We start from the raw sequence: 17,662 nt of genomic DNA, 5'->3' as shown, positions 1-17,662 counted from the left end.
CCCGCCCCCGGTCAGTCGCAGTCGTCCCCGCTGCACGCCTCCTCGAAGAAGTCGAGGTGGTCCTGGAGGGACTTCAGCAGCCGGTCCCGCTCGGCCTCGTCGACCTGCACCGGTACGACCCCGAAGGCGCCGGACAGGCGGCGGAAGCCGCCCCGGCTCTCCAGCCGGCCGTGCACCCGCACCGGCAGCCCGACGAGATGCGCGTGCCCGGCGATGCGGTAGTCCTCCTCGTCCAGGGTGACCCGGACCTGCGGCACCTCGGCACCGGCGATCACCCGCAGCCGTACGGTGCCCCGGCCGTGCGTGCCCGAGCGGCGCATCCGGATCACGGTGCCGGTGACGCGGACCGGGACGGAGGGTTCCGCGCGCAGGTAGCGGGCGCCGGCCTCGCGCAGCACGGGCAGGTCGCCGGGCGAGAACTCGACGGGTTCGCCGGTCACCGCGCAGTCCTCGGGGACACCGGCGGCGGGCGCCCACGCGACGGCGACGCGGGCTCCTTCGGTGCCGCGCACGAGGGTGATCAGCGCCTCGGTCAGTTCGCGGCTGACGCCGGCCTCGTCGGCCGCGTCGAAGGCGTCCATGCCGTCGGTGGCCCGCTGGTAGTCGATCGCCTCGCGGGCGGCGTGCAGGGCCTGGTGGAGGCGTACGGCGAGGGGGCGTGCGGTGTCCACCGGGACGAAGGCGGTGAGGCCGCCGTCCGCGGCCGGTCCGACGAGGACGTTCTCCAGCATGGCGGCGGCGGTCCGGCGGTGCCGGGCACCGTAGTAGCCCGCGCGGCCGCGGCCGGCGAGCGCGCCCGCGAGCAGCATCTGCCGGGCGGCGGTGCGCAGTTGCTCCTCGGACGTCCAGGTCGCGGCGGGCGCCGGGCCGCTCGGCACGTCCCGCCACCAGTGGATCTCGTCGCTGGGCACGGCGAGCCCGACCAGCACCTCCCGCGCGGCGGGCGTGCCGCTGCGGGAGAGCGCGTCGAGGGCTTCGCCGAGCAGGTCGTCGCTGTCGGGGAAGGCGCGGTTCTCGGGCACGAGCAGGCTGGTGCCGCCGCCGCCCGGGCCGGGCGGGGTCCAGCGCCCGTACCGGCCCGGGGCGCCGCCGCGGCGCTGCCAGCCGTGCCGGTGCAGCAGGGCGCTGAGCACCGCGGGGTCGACCGCGGCGGGGTCGAGCCCGGCGGGCTCGGGTGCGGGGTTCCCGTACGCGTCGACGGGGTGCGGTCCGACCTCCCGCAGGGGCCCGTCGGCCGGACGACGCCTCATGGTCTGCCTCCCGTCCCGACCCGCGTCATGATCTCGCACAGCGCCCGGTCGTCGAAGATCCGCGTGGTCGGTACGCGCACGGTGGTCCGGTGACGGCCGGTGACGGGCTGCCCGGCCAGGTTCACCCAGTAACAGCAGTGCCTGAGGTCGAGCCGGTCGTGGCTGGCGCGCAGCCAGTCGTCCTGGGATCGCGGGACGAGCATCACGACCAGGATCTTGTGCACCGAGACCGGCGTCCGGGCGAGCTTTCTCAGATGGTCGTTGTCGAGGGTGAAGGAGAAGGAGCGGCCCGGGGGGTTGGGCGCGATCTGGTAGGTGCATTTGAGCTGCACCTTGATGGTCACTTCGTCGTCGACGGTGTGTCCGGGCGCGCTGTGGCTGACGTGCCAGTCGATGCCGTTGTCCGGGAACGGCTGGGACAGTGAGCAGCCCGCGGCGGCGGCGACCGCGTGCAGATAGCCGACCTGCAGTGTCTCCATGCAGGCGGTGGTGGCGAGTGTGCCGCGATGGGGGCCCGTGCGTTCGGGGAGCAGCCCGCCCCGCTCGGGCTGCGCTATCGCCATGACCAACAGCCTTCCAAGCCGGATGTTTTCCCTCGACGGGCCGCTGAACTGCAAAGACCCGTACTCCTGTTGTGTCCTCCCGGCGTACGGCGCAAACAGCCCGGGTATCACCAAACGGGCAGAAGACGGATCGTCATCTGCCGTAGGTGAACGAGGAGTTGTGTAGGTATGACGTGCTGGTACGAGGGACCCCTGGCCGCCTTCGACACGGAGACCACGGGCGTGGACGTGGAGACCGACCGGATCGTGTCGGCCTCCGTCGTCGTCCAGGACGCGCCGGGCACCCGCCCCCGGGTGACCCGCTGGCTGGTGAATCCGGGTGTACCGGTGCCCCGGGCGGCGACGGCGGTGCACGGGCTGACGGAGGAACACCTGCACCGCAACGGCCGCTGGCCGGCGCCGGTGATGTTCGAGATAGCCGAGGAGCTGGCGGGGCACGCGGCGATGCGCCGGCCCCTGGTGGTGATGAACGCGCCGTTCGATCTGACCCTGCTGGACCGGGAGTTGCGCCGCCATCGGGCGTCGTCGCTGGACCGCTGGTTCGAGTCGGCGCCGCTGCTGGTCCTGGATCCGCGGGTACTGGACAAGCATCTGGACCGCTACCGCAAGGGCCGCCGGACGCTGACGGATCTGTGTGCGCACTACGACGTGCCGCTGGAGGGTGCGCACGACGCCGCCGCGGACGCGCTGGCCGCGCTGAACGTCGTACGGGCGGTGGGCCGGCGCTTCGCGGCCCGCCTCGAACGCCTCTCCCCCGCCGAGCTGCACACCCTGCAGACGACGTGGCACGCGGCGCAGGCGCGGGGCCTGCAGGCGTGGTTCGCACGCAGCGGCTCCGACGAGGCGGTGAGCACGGACTGGCCGCTGCGTCCGGAACTGCCCACGGCGGCGTGAGGGTGTGGGGCCGCCGGGACCGGCGCCCGTGCGACACCAGGACCCGCCGCCTCCCCCACGGGCGCCACCGCCGAGCCCCAGCAGGAGGCGTCACCACCGGAACCGCCGCCGGGGCCTGCGGAACCGACGGCCGGCACCTGCATCCCGCGCCGTCCAGCACCCGGACCCGCGCCGTCCTGCGGAGGCCGCCTCCCCGCCTTCGCTCTCGTCTGCCTGCCCCGCCGCTCATGAGGTGCCGAGCCGCACCAGGCACGATGACGGGCCGCAGACACGAAAAAGCCGGTCCGCGTGTGCGGACCGGCATCTCCCGGTGGGCGATACTGGGTTCGAACCAGTGACCTCTTCGGTGTGAACGAAGCGCTCTTCCACTGAGCTAATCGCCCGGGAACGCACTGAACAATACAGGTCCCGGCGGGTTCCGTTCAAACCGCTCGGAGGTGTGCGAGCAGTCCCCGCCGTCCCGCCCGCATCATCAGCCGGTGGTTGGCACGGAAGAACGGCCGCCCGGGGACCGCCAGTCGGCGCAGCAGCGGCTTGGTGACGTCGACGACCTGGTCGTAGCGGGCGAGGGTGCCGGTCCCGGCGGCGGTGACCGTCCAGCGGGCCCAGCCCTCGATGTCACCGGTCATCGCGACCTCCAGCACACCGGCCGCCGGATCGCGCCGCGCCGCGCGCACCGTGAACGTCATGTCGTACGGCAGGACCGAGCGGATGGTGATGACGCCGGTGGTGTCGTTCAGCCGGCTCACCGTGCGCACCTGGGGCCACCAGCGGGGGTAGTCCTCGGCCCGCTCCAGCGCGGCGTAGACGGCGGCGGGCGGCGCGGGCAGGGGCCACAGGCTGCGGAAGCGGTAGTGCGTCCAGTCCATGGGCGGAGTCTGCCCGCGGGGTTCGCCCGAGTACGCGCACTCATGCCCCGCGGAGTGATCTGGGCCACACTTGCGGGTACGAGCGCCGCCGCCCGTGCGACGGCGCTCCCCTCCCCTCCGTCTCCCGCGCCCCGGCCCTCCCGGGCTGCCGGGGGCCGTCGCAGGTGACCCGGACTCAGTTCGCCTGTCCGCTCTCCCTACTTGGGGAGACAAGGAAAAAGCTCTCTTGTCGTACTTCCGGAGAACTCAGACGGTATTCCAGAAATCATCCGGAGGATTTCCGTCCACGGCGGGTGCACGAGACTTCTCCCGGAACCTTGGGAACGTCCGGAAGTCGGCCTTGACCGGATCTTCGGGCGTTTCTTCGTGCAGCGCGCGATGATCCGGCCGGTCTTCGCGGCCGCTCCTCGCCGACCGTCCGGGAGTAACGGAACGTGACTGTTCCGTTCCGGTCGCGCTCGGCCCGCCTCCTCGCGACGTCGTCGCCGGGCGGATCCAGCAAGCCCTTGCCGGAACAGGCACCGGCGGACACTCGGCAAGCGGTCTCGGGGATGCGCCGCAAGCGGCTCACTCCGGGTGCGGACACGGCGGCGGCCCGCCTGCGAGTTGCAGACGGGCCGCCGATCCGGGTGGGCGATACTGGGTTCGAACCAGTGGCCTCTTCGGTGTGAACGAAGCGCTCTCCCACTGAGCTAATCGCCCGGATGCAGGAAGAACATTACCCCATGTCAGGGAGTGCTTCCGCGCAGGACGGAGCGGCGCCGCCACCGGCCCGGGCGAGCGCCCCGCCGATCACTGGTCCTTGATCTTCCAAGGCATGACGACGCCGAACTTCCAGAGGTAGATCCCGAGCAGTACCGCCACGATCACCAGGCCGACCACCGTCAACGCGATGTTGCGGCGGCGCACCCGGGGATCCAGCGCCCGCTGCGCCGCCTCGGTCACCTTGCGCTTGGTCCAGCGGAGCACGAGCTGGGCCCAGACGAACTCGGTCGCCCAGATCGCCATACCGCCGAAGATCACCACCCAGCCGGGGCCGGGCAGCGGCAGCATGATGACGCCCGCGACCACGACCGCGAGGCCGACGACGAAGACGCCGACCTGCCAGCTCACGTGCAGGGCGCGGCGCGCCTTGATGAACTCCGGTGCCCGGGACCCGAGCCCCCGCCGCTCCGGCGTGTCCGCCGGCTTCGTCTCCGCCTCGTCCGGGCCGGAGACCGTGGCGGCCTCGCGCGATCCGTCACTCCCCGTATTCATACGACCAAACCCTACCCGAGTGAAACCGGTCACTGGAATGGTGGTCGCACCCTGATGATTCTCGGCCGGAAGAGGTACCTAAAGACACGCAAAACACTCAGAGGGGTTTACAACGGCATCGTAGGTGGCATGTCGATTTCGCCGACGTGCGAATCCCCGAGCGCACACTGAGCGAAAGGCCCTGGCGCTTATGAACACCACGGTCAGCTGCGAGCTGCACCTGCGCCTCGTTGTGTCGAGCGAGTCCTCCCTGCCTGTCCCCGCAGGCCTGCGGTACGACACGGCCGACCCCTACGCCGTGCACGCCACCTTCCACACCGGAGCCGAGGAAACCGTCGAGTGGGTGTTCGCCCGCGACCTCCTCGCCGAAGGGCTGCACCGGCCCACCGGCACCGGCGACGTCCGCGTCTGGCCGTCCCGCAGCCACGGCCAGGGCGTCGTGTGCATCGCCCTCAGTTCCCCGGAGGGAGAGGCACTGCTGGAGGCCCCGGCGCGAGCCCTGGAGTCCTTCCTGAAGCGAACCGACGCCGCCGTGCCGCCCGGCACGGAACACCGGCACTTCGACCTGGATCAGGAGCTCTCGCACATCCTGGCGGAGAGCTAGGCCGCCCTCGAAGCAGCCCGGCGCCGTCCACTCGGGGAGACGGCTCGGGCCAAGACAACCGCATACGGCGTGGCCGTAGCCGCCGCCGCGAGCTGTCGCGGGGGCGGCTTCGGTGTGCCCGCGGCCCGTCCGGCCGTGGCAGGGCCCGCACCACGGCGGGAACCGCGCCACGCGGGGAGCCGTTCTTCCGGCTGTCGGCCATTACCATCGGCCAGCATCGGCGGGCACCCGCCCGACCCTCACGCCAGGGAGCGAAACGTGCTGATCACCCACGACACCCGGTGCGCGCTCGACACCGTGGTGGATCTGGTGAACACCGTGCCGGAGGACGATGCGGCGCCGGACGGACTGCCGGACGTCGCGACGCTCACAGATTTCGTACGAAAACACAAAATCAGCGATGTCGGGGTGCTCTCCGAGTTCGACCTGTCGGCCGTGCGCAAGGTGCGCGGCCGGTTCGCGGCGATCTTCACCGCCCCCGACGCCCGGATCGCCGCCGGGATGATCAACGAACTGGTCGCGGCGGCCGGCACGACCCCGCGGCTCACGGACCACGACGACTACGACTGGCACGTGCACTACTTCGCGCCCGGCGCCTCGATGGCGGACCATCTCGCCGCCGACTGCGGGATGGCGCTGGCGTTCTTCGTGGTCGCCGGGGAGCAGGAGCGGCTGCGGCGCTGCGAGGCCCCCGACTGCCGGCACGCCTTCGTCGACCTCTCCCGCAACCGCTCACGTCGCTACTGCGACAGCCGCACCTGTGGAAACCGCTTGCACGTGGCCGCGTACCGGGCCCGGCGCAAGGAGGCGGCGGGCTGATCACCCGCGGGGTCCCGATGCCGACGCCCGCCCCGGCGGGTGGCGCCGGGACTGGCGTGTACGACTCACAGCAACAGCAGATCGTGCAGCGCAGCCATGAGGAGCAGACACCCGATCACCGCCAGGAAGATCATCAGCGGTGGCTGGGAAAGGGCGAAGAGGCACCCGCGAGGCTCGTCCTTCGGCGGCGCGGCCTCGCTCTGTGTCGTGTCCAGCATCTCGGGGCGATGATGACCCAGCCGACCTCACGTTCGCGATCAACACGCCCGAAATGTACGGGAGTTCGCTGAAATCCGTGATGTCCGGTTCGATTGGTTTCGACGCATGATCGTTTCCAGGCGCGGTCCCGACGGACTGTGTCGTTTCCCCGCGCGCCGGGATCAGGCGCCGCAGCGCGTGCGTCGTGCTGCCCGGCTCATATGCCGTGCTTCTTGAGGATGGCCTCGATGTCGCTGAAGTCGTCCGCTGAGCCGGTGGCGCGCGGGGCGGTCGCGGGCGGGGCCGCGGGGCGGGTGGCCGGACCGAGCGCGGGCGCCGAGGAAGAAGAGGGGGCGGCGGGTGCCACCGGGTCGCGCTGTGCGTCCCGGGCCGCTCTCCGCTGCGCACGGGTGCCACCGCGACGGCGTTCGACGGCACGTGTGGTCGCGAACAGGGCCCAGGCGGCACCCAGCACACCGAAGCCCGCCCACGCCACGGGACTGAACGCGGTGTCGGCCAGCCAGCCGACGACGCCCGTCATCACCAGCCCGACGGGGACCAGCGAATAGGCCGCGATACGGGCGGCCGCGACGAAACGCTTGCGGTAGGCCGTGACCACCGCGATACCCAGGCCAGCCGCGGAGGCGGCGGAACAGACGGTCTCGGCAATCATCCGGTCCTCCAGGCGGGCTCGGTCGGGCAGGTCGAGGCGCCGGTGCGCTTCGTCCCTTCCATCCTGCACCGTCCGCTCCCCGCGATGCCATGGCCCGGCCCGAGATCAGGGACATCTCCGGGTCGTGTCCTCCGCAGGTCCCGGTCGGACGCGTACCGCGCGGATTCGGTCGGGGGAGCCTCGCCTGGAAGACTGGTGCCCATGAGTGACTCCTCCCCCTCCCCCAGCGGCGCCCCCGTCCCCGTGCTCGACGTGTGGTGCGAACTCCAGTGCCCGGACTGCCGTACCGCCCTGGCCGACCTCCGTGCCCTGCGCGCCCGCTACGGCGACCGGCTGGAGCTGCGGCTGCGGCACTTCCCGCTGGACAAGCACCAGCACGCCTTCGCGGCGGCGCAGGCCGCCGAGGAGGCGTTCGAGCAGGGGCAGGGCTGGGCCTATGCCGAGGCGGTCCTGGGCCGCATCGCGGAGCTGGACCGCGAGGGAGAGCCCTTCCTGGTCCGGGTGGGCCGTGAACTCGGTCTGGACGCCGAGGAGTTCGACACCGCGCTGATCGACGGGCGGCACATCCTCGTGGTCGACGCCGACCAGGCAGAGGGCAAGGCGATCGGGGTGACCGGCACCCCGACGTACGTCATCGACGGGGAACGCCTCGACGGCGGCAAGAGCCAGGAGGGCCTGCGCGAGCGGATCGAGGAGATCGCCGACCGGCTGCTGTCGGCGCAAGCCTGACAGGAAGCCGTACGCACGGGTCCGACCGGACGTGGGCGCCCACCCTCCGAAGGCACCGAGTGCCTCAGAGCAGATCCTTGTACAGCGCGTACTCCACCGGCACGTACCCCAGCGACTCGTAGAGCCGCTCGGCGGGTGTGTTGCCCGCGAAGACGTTCAGGCCGAGGAAACGGTGGCCGGCGGCCGTCGTCTCCGCCTCGGCCAGCAGCATCAGGGCGCGGCCGTGGCCGCGGCCGCGGAAGCGTTCGCCGGCCTCCACCCGGTAGACGTAGGCCCGGTCGGCGGCGACCGACAGCCACAGGGTGCCGACCCTGGTGCCCTCGTGCTCCAGGACGCTCAGCACGGTGTCCGCGGTCGCCGGGCCGTCCGGCAGGAGCCTGGCGTGATCCCGCTCCGCCCTGGCCCGCGCCGCGTCCGCGGGTACGCCCCGGTCGATCCAGGACTGCGCGTAGCCCTTCATCGCCTGCGCGTTCCAGGGGCCGAACTCGGCCTCGGTCATCGCTCTGCCCCGGCTGCCCGCGGGCAGGGCGGGCGGTACGTCGCCGAGCGGCTTGCGCATACGGCGATTGCGCTGGACGTAGCCGAGCGCCGTGGCCAGCCGCAACGCTGCTCCGGCCGCCGCGGGCACCGCGATCTCCATGCGCGCGCAGCCCCAGCCGCGCGCGATCTCCTCTGCGGCGAGGGCGGCCACCGTGCCCCGGCCCCGGCCGCGGTCCGGTACGTCGATGCCGAGGTCCGTGATCCGCGCGACGGCCGGCCCGAAGTCCGGGTCCGTGGCGAGGTGCACCGCACCGACCGGGCGGCCGTTCACATACACGCGGAAGTGCCGGGACAGTGCCCCGCCCGCGGCGCGCTGAAGCGGCTCGGTCGGCCGCAGGGTCGTGGTCATCACCGCTTTCTACCCCGTGCGGAGATCCGTGACAGCCCATTTTCCGCAGCCCCCGGGGATCGAGCAGCGCTCACGGACCGAGACCGGCTCACGGACCGGGCCGCGCTCACGGATCGAGGTCGTCCGTGGACCGCTCGGCGAAGATCCGCATGGCCTTCGCGGTCACCGGCCCCGGCGCGCCGGGCAGTTCACGGCCGTCGACCCGGTGCACGGCCTGGACGTCGCGCAGGGTGGAGGTGAGGAAGACCTCCTCGGCGCGCTCCAGCACGTCCAGCGGCAGATCCGTCTCACGGGCTCCGGTCCATTCGACGGTCAGCGCACGGGTGACGCCGGCCAGGCAGCCCGAGGCGAGCGGGGGGGTGTGGATCTCGCCGTCGAGCACGACGAAGACGTTCGAACCCGTGCCCTCGCAGAGCCGGCCGGCCGTGTTGCCGAACAGCGCCTCGGAGGCACCCTGTGCGCGGGCACGGGCGAGGGCGACGACGTTCTCCGCGTACGAGGTGGTCTTCAGACCCGTGAGGGCGCTTCGCTCGTTGCGGGTCCAGGGGACGGTGACGGCGGCGGTGGAGTCGGGGCGCGGGGTGGTCTCGCCCAGCGCGACCACGAGGGTCGGGCCCTGCTCGCCGCGGTCGGAGCCGAGCGGGCCGTGGCCGCCGGTGTAGGTGATGCGCAGCCGGCCGAGCGGCATCGGGTCGGCCGCCAGCACGGCCGCGCAGGCCCGCCGTACCTCGTCGAGGTCGGGTTCGGGCAGGCCGAGGCCGCGCGCGGAGCGGGCCAGCCGGTCCAGGTGGCGGGTGAGCGCGAACGGCCGGCCGGCCGCGGCCCGCACCGTCTCGAAGACACCGTCGCCCACGGTCAGCCCGTGGTCCAGGACGGAGACCCGGGCGGACTCGATGTCCCGCAGGCCGCCGTCGAGCCAGATCCTCACCTCAGGATTCCTCCCTGCTCGCGTCGTACGTCCCCGACGCTATCGCGAGCAGCCGGGCCGACTTCAGCTCGGTCTCCCGCCACTCCCGCTCCGGGTCGGAGCCCCAGGTGATGCCGGCGCCGGTGCCGAAGCGGAGTGTCGCCCCGGCCGCGGCGGACCGGTCGAGCCAGAAGGTGCGGATGCCCACGGCCAGCTCGCCGGTGCCCCGGTCCGCGTCGACCCAGCCGATGGCGCCGCAGTACGGTCCCCGGGGAGCCGTCTCCAGCGCCTCGATGATCCGCAGGGCGCTCGGCTTGGGGGCGCCGGTGACCGAGCCGGGCGGGAACGCGGCGGCCAGCAGCCGCGGCCAGCCGGCACCGGCGCGCAGTTCGCCGCGGACCGTGGACACCAGGTGGACGAGGCCGGGGTGCTTCTCCACGGTGCACAGGTCGGGGACGGTCACGCTGCCGGTGGCACAGACCCGGCCGAGGTCGTTGCGGACCAGGTCCACGATCATCACGTTCTCGGCGCGGTCCTTGTCCAGGAGGTCGGCCTCGGTCCGCCCGGTGCCCTTGATCGGACCGGACTCGACGACCGTGCCGTCGCGGCGCAGGAACAGCTCGGGCGAGGCGGTGGCGATCTCGACGCCGTGGCCGGGCAGCCGAATCGTTCCGGCGTACGGCGCCGGGTTGCCGCGGGCGAGCAGCGCGGTCAGGGCGTCGACGTCGGTGCCGGGGGCGACGGGCGCGGACAGCACCCGGCAGAGGTTCGCCTGGTAGACCTCGCCGGCTGCGATGTGCTCACGGATCCGGACGACGGCCGCCGTGTACGCGGCGCGGTCCAGGGACGACGTCCAGTCCTGCGGCCGCGGTCCCCGCCACCGGCCCGGCACCGGGGCCGGTACGGGCTCCGTCCGGACATCCGCGAAGCGGGCACAGGTCAGCCGGCCCTCGTAGTCCGCGCAGACGGCCCAGAAACCCGCGGAGTCCAGGGCCGCCGGGTCGTCGGTGACGTCGAGGAGGCCGCTTGCGACGCGGTCGCCGAACCGGGCCAGAGGAGGCAGAGGGGACACGCCGCCGAGTCTAGGGCGCGTGTCCTCGGGGTGACCCGGGCATGTCCCGCGGGTGCCCTGACCATGCCGTTCGCCGGGCACAGGGCAGCACGCTGCGCAAACGCGTTTTTGTGCTGGCCCCGGAATCCGCTAGAGTTCAACACGTCGCCGGGACGCTGATGCCGACCGAAACGACAAGCGGACGTAGCTCAGTTGGTAGAGCGCAACCTTGCCAAGGTTGAGGTCGCGAGTTCGAGCCTCGTCGTCCGCTCGAAGGAGCAGGGGACTTTGGGCCTCTGCGCTCCTGGTGGAGTGGCCGAGAGGCGAGGCAACGGCCTGCAAAGCCGTCTACACGGGTTCAAATCCCGTCTCCACCTCCATGGACGATTAGCTCAGCGGGAGAGCGCTTCCCTGACACGGAAGAGGTCACTGGTTCAATCCCAGTATCGTCCACTGGATCCGCGAGGATCCCCCGCGCGATTAGCTCAGCGGGAGAGCGCTTCCCTGACACGGAAGAGGTCACTGGTTCAATCCCAGTATCGCGCACGCACCGTCCGTGATCCTCGGGTCACGGTCCCGAGGACGATTAGCTCAGCGGGAGAGCGCTTCCCTGACACGGAAGAGGTCACTGGTTCAATCCCAGTATCGTCCACACTCCGAAGCCCCCGGCCGTCTCGTACGGCCGGGGGCTTCTTCGTGGTCTCGGTCGCCTCAGCTGGAGAACAGCATGTGGGCGAAGCCCTTGTTGCGGTGGTGGCCGTAGTGACCGCCGTGGCCGCCGTGGTGACCGCCCGGAGCGCCCCAGGCGGGAGCGGGCGGGGCCGGGTACGCCTGCGGGGCGGGCGGAGGCGGCGGGGCCGGCTGGGACCACTGCGCCTCCATACGGGTCAGCGCCTCCAGCTCGCCGTAGTCGAGGAAGATGCCCCGGCAGCCGCTGCACTGCTCGATCTGGACGCCATTGCGGTTGTAGGTGTGCATCGGCGCATGGCACTTCGGACACTGCATGGTCGGCTCAACTCCTCGCCGGTCGGACCTGCTTCGCGGTACGCCAGGACAGACTCCGCCCGGCCGCGGTCGGTTGCAGCCTACTTCGGGATTCCGGGCGTCAACTCCGCAGGTGCCAAATCCATTCGGGCACAGGCGTCGACGAGTGCCCGCTCCACCTCGTCCAGCGGGCGGTCCGCGGCCAGCGCCTTGGTGATCGCCCGGGCGGCGGTCTGCACGGTGAGGGCGCGGGCCGGAACGTCCAGGGCGGGCCAGGGGTCCGCCCCGGCGGGGACGGCGGGTCCGCCCGCGGCGTGGTAGGCGCCCAGGAAGCGGGTCCACTCGTCGGGGGCGAGGAGCCCGCAGGCGTACCAGGCCGCGGGGCGTGCGAGATCCCAGGCCGGGACGCCCACCCCCAGGTCGTCCACGTCGATGAGCCGCCACGGGCCGTCCGGCGCGGGGTACCGCACCAGCTGGCCGAGGTGCAGGTCACCGTGGCAGAGGATCGCGGGGCCTGGCATGGGGGCGGCGTCACGCGCCCAGGCGGGCAGGGCGGCCCAGGCACTCAGGACCGGGGGTGCGGCAGCGCTGCCGGTGGTGGTGAGGGCGGTGCGCAGACGGGTGATCGCGCCGGCTGCCTTGCGCGGGCCGCGCATCGGCGGTGGTGCGGGGGCCGGGCACGGGGGTGCGGGGGCGGCACCGGCCGCCGCCGGGGTCCGGTGGAGACGGGCGAGGAGGGCGCCTGCCGCCTCCCACGGTGCGTCGTCCGGGGCCTCCGGGTCCACCGGAGTGCCGTACGGCCAGAGGGTGGCGAGGCGGTCGCCGAGCGTGGCCGCTGCCGTACCGAGGGGTGGGACGAAGACGTCCGGGAGGCGGGCGGCGGTGGCCAGCCGGAAGGCCAGTCCGGCCGGGTCGGTGTCCGGGGCGTGGGCCTTCGCCACCACGCCCGCGTGCCGCAGGACAGTGGCGTCGGGACGCTCGGCGAGCGTGACGGCCGCTCCGCAGGCACACGGCGGCCCGCCCGGGTGGGCGGCTTCCCTGAGCCTCGCGGCCAACTGCGGCAGGACGGGTGCGGTCACGAGGGTTCCTGTGGACGGGTGGCCATTGCGGTGAGCCTACGCGGGCCGTCGGGGTGGAAAGGGCCGTATCCCGGCGTCGGGTCTGCGGCTCGGGACGGGGCGGCAGCTCGGGGGCACGACCGGGCAGCGGCCGGGTTTCGGCTCGGCGGGCGGTGCGCGGCCCGTCGGTGTACTGGGAAAAGCAATGCCGGCGCAGCTCCCCAGCTGCGCCGGCATTTGTGCCGTCCGCCGCACCCCCGTCCCCACGGGGTTTCATGGGTGGATGTCCCCGCCCGGACCGCTCTTCCGGGCCTGGGGTCGCCGCTCAGCGCCCCAGCATCACGCCCACGGACGACGCCTGTGTGGCCACTGTCTCCCAGCCGTCGAAGACGACGAGGAGCAGGACCGCCAGGGGAAGGGCCATGAGCGTCGCCACCACGGGGTGGCGACGTCCCTGACGGCGGGTGCGGAACGGGGTGCGTCCCTGCGTGCGGAGCAGCGTCCGCGATGCCGTGTGGGCCATGGTCCCTCTCCTGACCGTTCTCCGTAGTCCTTGGCAGCGGCGGGTGTCTGACCTCGGGGGACGAGTGCTGCACCCGCCGCTTGACCTCAAATCTAGGCGGACGACGCCCCCCGGACGTCATGCCGTCGTACCGATTCGCGGGCCTACGGGAGGATGAGCCATCGCCCGCTGAGTACTCCCCTGGGTGGAGACGGAGACCTAGGTCTCGGGGTCTTCCCGGAGGGGTCGTCCGGAGTGTGTGTGCTTTTCCCGGATGTCCGCGCGGGCCTTGCGAGTTCCCCGTTGCACGAGGGGCATGGCGGGGGCATCGGGTGACTTCGCTCACTTCCGCCGTCCGCGGAGCGCCACCGTCTCCGTCCGGTGGCCCGGCCGGCGGGCCGCCGCCCCCTGGGTACGTGTCGTGTCCCCGGCGCTCGTGCCCCGCTCGGCGCGGTCGGCCTGCGCGGAGTCAATCCCCGCTCCGTGACGGCCGGTTGACGCCGGGGTGCGGGCAAGGGCGCTGCGGCGGCAGGGGCGGTGACCGGCTTTCGGCTTCCCTCGCACGGCACTGACAATCCGTCGGGGCGAGAGGGCGCGGCCTCTGCGCGCGGGCGGCCCGGTAAACGTAAGCTGTGCCACGTCACACGGACCGGGCAGCGGGGATGAACATGGCGATGATGCGCCTGAGGCGCGAGGACCCGCGTGTCGTCGGCTCGTTCAGGCTTCACCGGCGGCTCGGCGCGGGCGGGATGGGCGTCGTCTACCTCGGTTCCGACAAGAAGGGGCAGCGGGTCGCGCTGAAGGTGATCCGGCCCGATCTGGCGGAGGACCAGGAGTTCCGGTCGCGGTTCGCACGCGAGGTCTCGGCGGCGCGGCGGATCCGGGGCGGCTGCACGGCTCGGCTCGTCGCGGCGGACCTGGAGGCCGACCGACCGTGGTTCGCCACGCAGTACGTGCCGGGCCCCTCGCTGCACGACAAGGTCGCCGACGAGGGGCCGCTCGGCGCCGCCGAGGCCGCCGCCGTCGGGGCGGCCCTGTCCGAGGGCCTGGTCGCCGTGCACGAGGCCGGTGTGGTGCACCGGGACCTGAAGCCGTCCAACATCCTGCTGTCCCCGAAGGGGCCGCGGATCATCGACTTCGGCATCGCCTGGGCGACGGGCGCCTCCACGCTCACGCACGTCGGTACGGCGGTCGGCTCCCCGGGGTTCCTCGCGCCGGAGCAGGTGCGCGGCGCCGCGGTCACCCCGGCCACGGACGTGTTCTCGCTGGGGGCGACGCTGGCGTACGCCTCAACCGGTGACTCGCCTTTCGGGCACGGCAGTTCCGAGGTGATGCTGTACCGCGTGGTGCACGAGGAGCCGAAGCTGAGCGGGGTGCCGGACGCGCTCGCGCCGCTGGTGCGGGCCTGCTTGGCGAAGGACCCCGAGGAGCGGCCCAGCACGCTCCAACTGTCGCTCCGGCTCAAGGAGATCGCGGCCCGCGAGGCGCACGGTCTGCCCGAGGTACGGCCGCCCGCGCCGCGCGCCGCCGAGGCGGACCGGCCCACCGGGCGGCTCACCGAGCCCTATCTGGAACAGCAGCGCACCCTGCGTCGTCCGCAGCCCGCGCCGGGCGGTACCCCGGCGCCGCGCGGCGGGGCTCCCGTGCGCGGCGGCGGCCCGCCCTCGCGCGGGAACGGCGCCGCACGCGGCGGCGGGGCTCCCGCGCGGTCCGGCGGCGCGCGGCCGACGCCCGCGCCGCGCAGCACGACCCGGTCCGGCAGTGGGAGCAGGCCCGCGTCGCGCGCCGGTGCCGGCCGCCCGCAGCCGCGTCCCACGGGTACCGGGCGGCGGCCCGCCAATCCGCGGCTGCTGCGGCAGCGGCTGTTCGTGTTCGTCGTGGTGACCCTGCTGGTCGCCCTCGGCATCGCGGTGGCCCAGGGCTGTCAGGGGCCCGCGCACGGCCTGGGCCGCGTCGGGGGCGTCGTCGGATCGCGGGAGAGGCAGGTGCCGCCAGACGCCGGGGACCGGGACACCGCGCCGGCCCGGGGCGGCGCGGACGCCCCGGACATCGTGCCCCCGCGGCCGAGCTGACCGGTCCGCCGGACGCGTCAGGGAGCGGGCCACGACGCGCCGCCTCCGACCGCGGCGGCGTCGTGGTCGCGGCCGGCGGCGCGGTGCCCGTCCTCCTTCGGGACTGCTCAGTCGCGGGGACGGCCGGTGGCCACCGCGTAGAAGGCGACCGCCGCCGCGGCGCCGACGTTGAGCGAGTCGACCCCGTGGGACATGGGGATGCGGACCCAGGCGTCGGCGGCTACCAGGGCCTGGGTGGACAGTCCGTCGCCCTCGGCGCCGAGCATCAGCGCCACCCGCTCCATCCGGTGCGGCGCCGCCTCGTCCAGGGACTCGGCCTTCTCGTCCGGGGTCAGCGCCAGCAGGGTGAAACCCGCCTCGCGGACCGACTCCAGGCTCTTGGGCCAGGTGTCCAGGCGGGCGTACGGCACGGAGAACACCGCGCCCATGGAGACCTTGACGCTGCGGCGGTAGAGGGGGTCGGCGCAGTCCGGGGAGAGCAGCACCGCGTCCATGCCCAGGGCGGCGGCCGAGCGGAAGATCGCGCCGATGTTGGTGTGGTCGTTGACCGACTCCATGACCACCACCCGGCGGGCGGAGCGCAGCAGTTCGGCCGCCGTGGGCAGCGGCTTGCGCTGCATGGAGGCGAGGGCGCCGCGGTGCACATGGTAGCCGGTGACCTGTTCCGCGAGTTCCGGGCTGACCGCGTAGACGGGAGCGGGCAGTTCGTCGATCACGTCGCGCATGACGTCGATCCACTTGGCCGACAGGAGCATCGAGCGCATCTCGTAGCCCGCTTCCTTGGCCCGTCTGATGACCTTCTCGCCCTCGGCGATGAACAGTCCTTCGGCCGGTTCGCGCTTGCGGCGCAGTTCGACGTCGGTCAGGCCCGTGTAGTCGCTCAGGCGGGGGTCTTCGGGGTCCTCAACGGTGATGAGATCGGCCACAGAGAGATACTGCCTTGTCCTGGGTGCGGTGCCAACGGCTCGGGAGGGGTTGTGTTACCCGCGGTTACTCAGCGCTCGTGGTCACGGGGAGCAAGCGGTCGCCCGGAGTCCGCGGGCGCCGGAAGCCCGCGGGCGCCGGAGGGCGATCACCGGGCGGGCTCGGCGGCCGGGCGCGGGCCGACGGCGACGACCTCGCCGATGACGACGACCGCGGGTGGCCTCACGTCCTGGGTGCGGACGGTCTCGGCGACCGTGGCGAGGGTCGCGTCGACCCGGCGCTGGGCAGCCGTCGTACCCTCCTGGACCAGGGCGACCGGAGTGTCCGGGGACTTGCCGTGGGCGACCAGCGTCTCGGCGATCCGTCCGATCTTGTCGACGCCCATGAGTACCACGAGGGTGCCGGTGAGTCCGGCCAGCGCCGCCCAGTCGACCAGGGACCGCTCGTCGTCCGGGGCGACATGACCGCTGACCACGGTGAACTCATGGGCGACGCCCCGGTGGGTGACCGGGATGCCGGCCACGCCGGGCACCGAGATCGAACTGGAGATGCCGGGGACGACCGTGCACGGTATACCGGCCTCGGCGAGCGCCTGGACCTCCTCCATGCCGCGGCCGAAGACGAACGGGTCACCGCCCTTGAGGCGGACCACCGACTTGCCCTGCCGCGCGTGCTCGACGAGCGCCTGGTTGATCGCCTCCTGGGCCATGGCGCGGCCGTAGGGGATCTTCGCCGCGTCGATCACCTCGACGTGCGGCGGGAGTTCGGCGAGCAGGTCGCGCGGCCCGAGCCGGTCGGCGACGACCACGTCCGCCTCGGCGAGCAGCCGGCGCCCGCGCACCGTGATCAGGTCGGGGTCGCCGGGTCCGCCGCCGACCAGGGCCACGCCCGGGGTGCGGGTGCGGTGGTGCGGGGCGACCAGCGTTCCGTCGCGCAGGCCCTCGACGACCGCGTCGCGGACGGCGGCGGTGTGCCGGGGATCGCGGCCCCGCGCGTCGGTGGTGAGGACGGCGACCGTGACGCCTGCACTGTGGCCGGTGGCGGGGGTCCAGGCGGTGGCCGCATCCGCGTCGTCGGCGCGGACGCACCAGACGCGGTGCCGCTCCGCCTCGGCGGAGGCGGCGGCGTTGGCCACCGGGTCGCTGGTGGCGATGAGGGCGTACCAGGCGTCCGCGAGATCGCCGTCCTCGTACCGCCGCCGCACCCAGGTGATCTCCCCGGCGTCCGCCATCGCCTCGACCGAGGGGGTCGCCCCGGGGGACACGAGGAGGATCTGCGCGCCGGCCGCGACGAGCGCCGGGAGACGGCGCTGGGCGACCTGGCCGCCGCCGAGGACGACCACACGGCGGCCGACGAGGCGGAGACCTACGGGGTAGGCGGGATGTACGGCCATGGCGGACGGCTCCTCGGGCGGGCGGT

At 73.1% G+C, this 17,662-nt stretch carries 19 protein-coding genes and 7 tRNA genes; 10 read left to right on the top strand and 16 right to left on the bottom strand.

Annotated elements, in window-relative coordinates:
• Positions 1-11: 11 nt before the first annotated feature.
• Positions 12-1,250: a hypothetical protein gene (locus tag ACFY2B_RS16450; protein WP_390763796.1), complete on the bottom strand. Its 1,239-nt coding sequence runs from the start codon at positions 1,248-1,250 to the stop codon at positions 12-14.
• Positions 1,247-1,813 carry a DUF4365 domain-containing protein gene (locus ACFY2B_RS16445; protein ID WP_390763795.1) on the bottom strand — a complete coding sequence of 189 codons (567 nt, stop codon included), beginning with the start codon at positions 1,811-1,813 and terminating at the stop codon, positions 1,247-1,249. The genes ACFY2B_RS16450 and ACFY2B_RS16445 overlap by 4 nt, the downstream gene beginning before the upstream one ends.
• A 168-nt stretch (positions 1,814-1,981) precedes the next feature.
• Between ACFY2B_RS16445 and ACFY2B_RS16440 the strand changes: the two genes are divergently transcribed.
• The gene (locus tag ACFY2B_RS16440) at positions 1,982-2,707 is read left to right on the top strand and encodes a 3'-5' exonuclease (protein WP_390763794.1); all 726 of its coding nucleotides are present in this window, start codon (positions 1,982-1,984) and stop codon (positions 2,705-2,707) included.
• Positions 2,708-3,018: 311 nt separating this feature from the next.
• Here ACFY2B_RS16440 and ACFY2B_RS16435 read toward each other — a convergent pair.
• The 4 genes from ACFY2B_RS16435 to ACFY2B_RS16420 all read right to left on the bottom strand — a co-directional run bounded on the left by ACFY2B_RS16435 (position 3,019) and on the right by ACFY2B_RS16420 (position 4,833).
• Positions 3,019-3,090, bottom strand: a tRNA-Val gene (locus ACFY2B_RS16435).
• Between the two features lie 39 nt (positions 3,091-3,129).
• Positions 3,130-3,576 (bottom strand): SRPBCC family protein, encoded by a 447-nt coding sequence (locus ACFY2B_RS16430; RefSeq protein ID WP_390763793.1) that lies wholly within the window; start codon positions 3,574-3,576, stop codon positions 3,130-3,132.
• A 630-nt stretch (positions 3,577-4,206) separates the two neighbouring features.
• Positions 4,207-4,278, bottom strand: a tRNA-Val gene (locus tag ACFY2B_RS16425).
• A 90-nt stretch (positions 4,279-4,368) separates the two neighbouring features.
• Entirely contained in the window at positions 4,369-4,833 is a 465-nt protein-coding gene (locus ACFY2B_RS16420) for a TIGR02611 family protein (protein ID WP_390763792.1), read from the bottom strand.
• A gap of 190 nt (positions 4,834-5,023) precedes the next feature.
• Here ACFY2B_RS16420 and ACFY2B_RS16415 point away from each other — a divergent pair, with 190 nt between their 5' ends.
• Positions 5,024-5,437 (top strand): SsgA family sporulation/cell division regulator, encoded by a 414-nt coding sequence (locus tag ACFY2B_RS16415; RefSeq protein ID WP_004002642.1) that lies wholly within the window; start codon positions 5,024-5,026, stop codon positions 5,435-5,437.
• 258 nt (positions 5,438-5,695) lie between these two features.
• Positions 5,696-6,256: a CGNR zinc finger domain-containing protein gene (locus tag ACFY2B_RS16410; RefSeq protein WP_390763791.1), complete on the top strand. Its 561-nt coding sequence runs from the start codon at positions 5,696-5,698 to the stop codon at positions 6,254-6,256.
• Between the two features lie 65 nt (positions 6,257-6,321).
• Here ACFY2B_RS16410 and ACFY2B_RS16405 read toward each other — a convergent pair whose 3' ends face one another.
• Complete coding sequence (locus ACFY2B_RS16405; RefSeq protein WP_167345734.1) at positions 6,322-6,474, bottom strand: hypothetical protein; 153 nt, start codon at positions 6,472-6,474, stop codon at positions 6,322-6,324.
• A 197-nt stretch (positions 6,475-6,671) separates the two neighbouring features.
• Positions 6,672-7,127 (bottom strand): hypothetical protein, encoded by a 456-nt coding sequence (locus ACFY2B_RS16400; RefSeq protein WP_390763831.1) that lies wholly within the window; start codon positions 7,125-7,127, stop codon positions 6,672-6,674.
• 201 nt (positions 7,128-7,328) lie between these two features.
• Here ACFY2B_RS16400 and ACFY2B_RS16395 point away from each other — a divergent pair, with 201 nt between their 5' ends.
• On the top strand, positions 7,329-7,856 hold the full coding sequence (locus tag ACFY2B_RS16395; protein ID WP_390763790.1) for a DsbA family protein: 528 nt from the start codon (positions 7,329-7,331) through the stop codon (positions 7,854-7,856).
• A 64-nt stretch (positions 7,857-7,920) separates the two neighbouring features.
• Here the strand turns inward: ACFY2B_RS16395 and ACFY2B_RS16390 are convergent, their stop codons facing one another.
• From ACFY2B_RS16390 to ACFY2B_RS16380, 3 genes are all read right to left on the bottom strand, one after another.
• Positions 7,921-8,745: a GNAT family N-acetyltransferase gene (locus tag ACFY2B_RS16390; protein WP_390763789.1), complete on the bottom strand. Its 825-nt coding sequence runs from the start codon at positions 8,743-8,745 to the stop codon at positions 7,921-7,923.
• Between the two features lie 106 nt (positions 8,746-8,851).
• Complete coding sequence (locus tag ACFY2B_RS16385) at positions 8,852-9,673, bottom strand: aminotransferase class IV (RefSeq protein WP_390763788.1); 822 nt, start codon at positions 9,671-9,673, stop codon at positions 8,852-8,854.
• A 1-nt stretch (position 9,674) separates the two neighbouring features.
• On the bottom strand, positions 9,675-10,724 hold the full coding sequence (locus tag ACFY2B_RS16380) for a chorismate-binding protein (protein ID WP_390763787.1): 1,050 nt from the start codon (positions 10,722-10,724) through the stop codon (positions 9,675-9,677).
• Between the two features lie 177 nt (positions 10,725-10,901).
• Between ACFY2B_RS16380 and ACFY2B_RS16375 the strand changes: the two genes are divergently transcribed.
• From ACFY2B_RS16375 to ACFY2B_RS16355, 5 genes are all read left to right on the top strand, one after another.
• Positions 10,902-10,974, top strand: a tRNA-Gly gene (locus ACFY2B_RS16375).
• A gap of 35 nt (positions 10,975-11,009) precedes the next feature.
• Positions 11,010-11,083, top strand: a tRNA-Cys gene (locus tag ACFY2B_RS16370).
• 1 nt (position 11,084) lies between these two features.
• Positions 11,085-11,156 (top strand) — tRNA-Val (locus ACFY2B_RS16365).
• A 21-nt stretch (positions 11,157-11,177) separates the two neighbouring features.
• Positions 11,178-11,249 (top strand) — tRNA-Val (locus ACFY2B_RS16360).
• Positions 11,250-11,283: 34 nt separating this feature from the next.
• A tRNA-Val gene (locus ACFY2B_RS16355) sits at positions 11,284-11,355 on the top strand.
• A gap of 59 nt (positions 11,356-11,414) precedes the next feature.
• Here the strand turns inward: ACFY2B_RS16355 and ACFY2B_RS16350 are convergent.
• From ACFY2B_RS16350 to ACFY2B_RS16340, 3 genes are all read right to left on the bottom strand, one after another.
• On the bottom strand, positions 11,415-11,708 hold the full coding sequence (locus ACFY2B_RS16350; protein ID WP_390763786.1) for a zf-TFIIB domain-containing protein: 294 nt from the start codon (positions 11,706-11,708) through the stop codon (positions 11,415-11,417).
• Positions 11,709-11,788: 80 nt separating this feature from the next.
• Positions 11,789-12,766 (bottom strand): phosphotransferase, encoded by a 978-nt coding sequence (locus ACFY2B_RS16345; protein ID WP_390763785.1) that lies wholly within the window; start codon positions 12,764-12,766, stop codon positions 11,789-11,791.
• Positions 12,767-13,070: 304 nt separating this feature from the next.
• Positions 13,071-13,268 (bottom strand): hypothetical protein, encoded by a 198-nt coding sequence (locus ACFY2B_RS16340; RefSeq protein ID WP_390763784.1) that lies wholly within the window; start codon positions 13,266-13,268, stop codon positions 13,071-13,073.
• 641 nt (positions 13,269-13,909) lie between these two features.
• On the opposite strand from ACFY2B_RS16340, the gene ACFY2B_RS16335 reads away from it, so the two are divergent.
• On the top strand, positions 13,910-15,319 hold the full coding sequence (locus ACFY2B_RS16335; RefSeq protein ID WP_390763830.1) for a protein kinase: 1,410 nt from the start codon (positions 13,910-13,912) through the stop codon (positions 15,317-15,319).
• A gap of 107 nt (positions 15,320-15,426) precedes the next feature.
• Here the strand turns inward: ACFY2B_RS16335 and ACFY2B_RS16330 are convergent, their stop codons facing one another.
• Together ACFY2B_RS16330 and cobA are read right to left on the bottom strand one after the other, a co-directional pair.
• Positions 15,427-16,245 carry a TrmH family RNA methyltransferase gene (locus ACFY2B_RS16330; protein WP_390763783.1) on the bottom strand — a complete coding sequence of 273 codons (819 nt, stop codon included), beginning with the start codon at positions 16,243-16,245 and terminating at the stop codon, positions 15,427-15,429.
• Positions 16,246-16,391: 146 nt separating this feature from the next.
• Complete coding sequence (cobA, locus tag ACFY2B_RS16325; protein ID WP_390763782.1) at positions 16,392-17,636, bottom strand: uroporphyrinogen-III C-methyltransferase; 1,245 nt, start codon at positions 17,634-17,636, stop codon at positions 16,392-16,394.
• Positions 17,637-17,662 lie beyond the last annotated feature (26 nt).

Origin of the sequence: Streptomyces sp. NPDC001270, assembly GCF_042896695.1 — a bacterium.
Classification (GTDB): Bacteria; Actinomycetota; Actinomycetes; order Streptomycetales; family Streptomycetaceae; genus Streptomyces.
This window is presented reverse-complemented; position numbering and strand designations above follow the sequence as displayed.

Coding starts and splice junctions, on each gene's coding strand:
- ACFY2B_RS16450 (WP_390763796.1), bottom strand. CDS start 1,250: ATGAGGCGTCGTCCGGCCGACGGGCCCCTGCGGGAGGTCGGACCGCAC.
- ACFY2B_RS16445 (WP_390763795.1), bottom strand. CDS start 1,813: ATGGCGATAGCGCAGCCCGAGCGGGGCGGGCTGCTCCCCGAACGCACG.
- ACFY2B_RS16440 (WP_390763794.1), top strand. CDS start 1,982: ATGACGTGCTGGTACGAGGGACCCCTGGCCGCCTTCGACACGGAGACC.
- ACFY2B_RS16430 (WP_390763793.1), bottom strand. CDS start 3,576: ATGGACTGGACGCACTACCGCTTCCGCAGCCTGTGGCCCCTGCCCGCG.
- ACFY2B_RS16420 (WP_390763792.1), bottom strand. CDS start 4,833: ATGAATACGGGGAGTGACGGATCGCGCGAGGCCGCCACGGTCTCCGGC.
- ACFY2B_RS16415 (WP_004002642.1), top strand. CDS start 5,024: ATGAACACCACGGTCAGCTGCGAGCTGCACCTGCGCCTCGTTGTGTCG.
- ACFY2B_RS16405 (WP_167345734.1), bottom strand. CDS start 6,474: ATGCTGGACACGACACAGAGCGAGGCCGCGCCGCCGAAGGACGAGCCT.
- ACFY2B_RS16400 (WP_390763831.1), bottom strand. CDS start 7,127: ATGATTGCCGAGACCGTCTGTTCCGCCGCCTCCGCGGCTGGCCTGGGT.
- ACFY2B_RS16395 (WP_390763790.1), top strand. CDS start 7,329: ATGAGTGACTCCTCCCCCTCCCCCAGCGGCGCCCCCGTCCCCGTGCTC.
- ACFY2B_RS16390 (WP_390763789.1), bottom strand. CDS start 8,745: ATGACCACGACCCTGCGGCCGACCGAGCCGCTTCAGCGCGCCGCGGGC.
- ACFY2B_RS16350 (WP_390763786.1), bottom strand. CDS start 11,708: ATGCAGTGTCCGAAGTGCCATGCGCCGATGCACACCTACAACCGCAAT.
- ACFY2B_RS16340 (WP_390763784.1), bottom strand. CDS start 13,268: ATGGCCCACACGGCATCGCGGACGCTGCTCCGCACGCAGGGACGCACC.
- ACFY2B_RS16335 (WP_390763830.1), top strand. CDS start 13,910: ATGAACATGGCGATGATGCGCCTGAGGCGCGAGGACCCGCGTGTCGTC.
- cobA (WP_390763782.1), bottom strand. CDS start 17,636: ATGGCCGTACATCCCGCCTACCCCGTAGGTCTCCGCCTCGTCGGCCGC.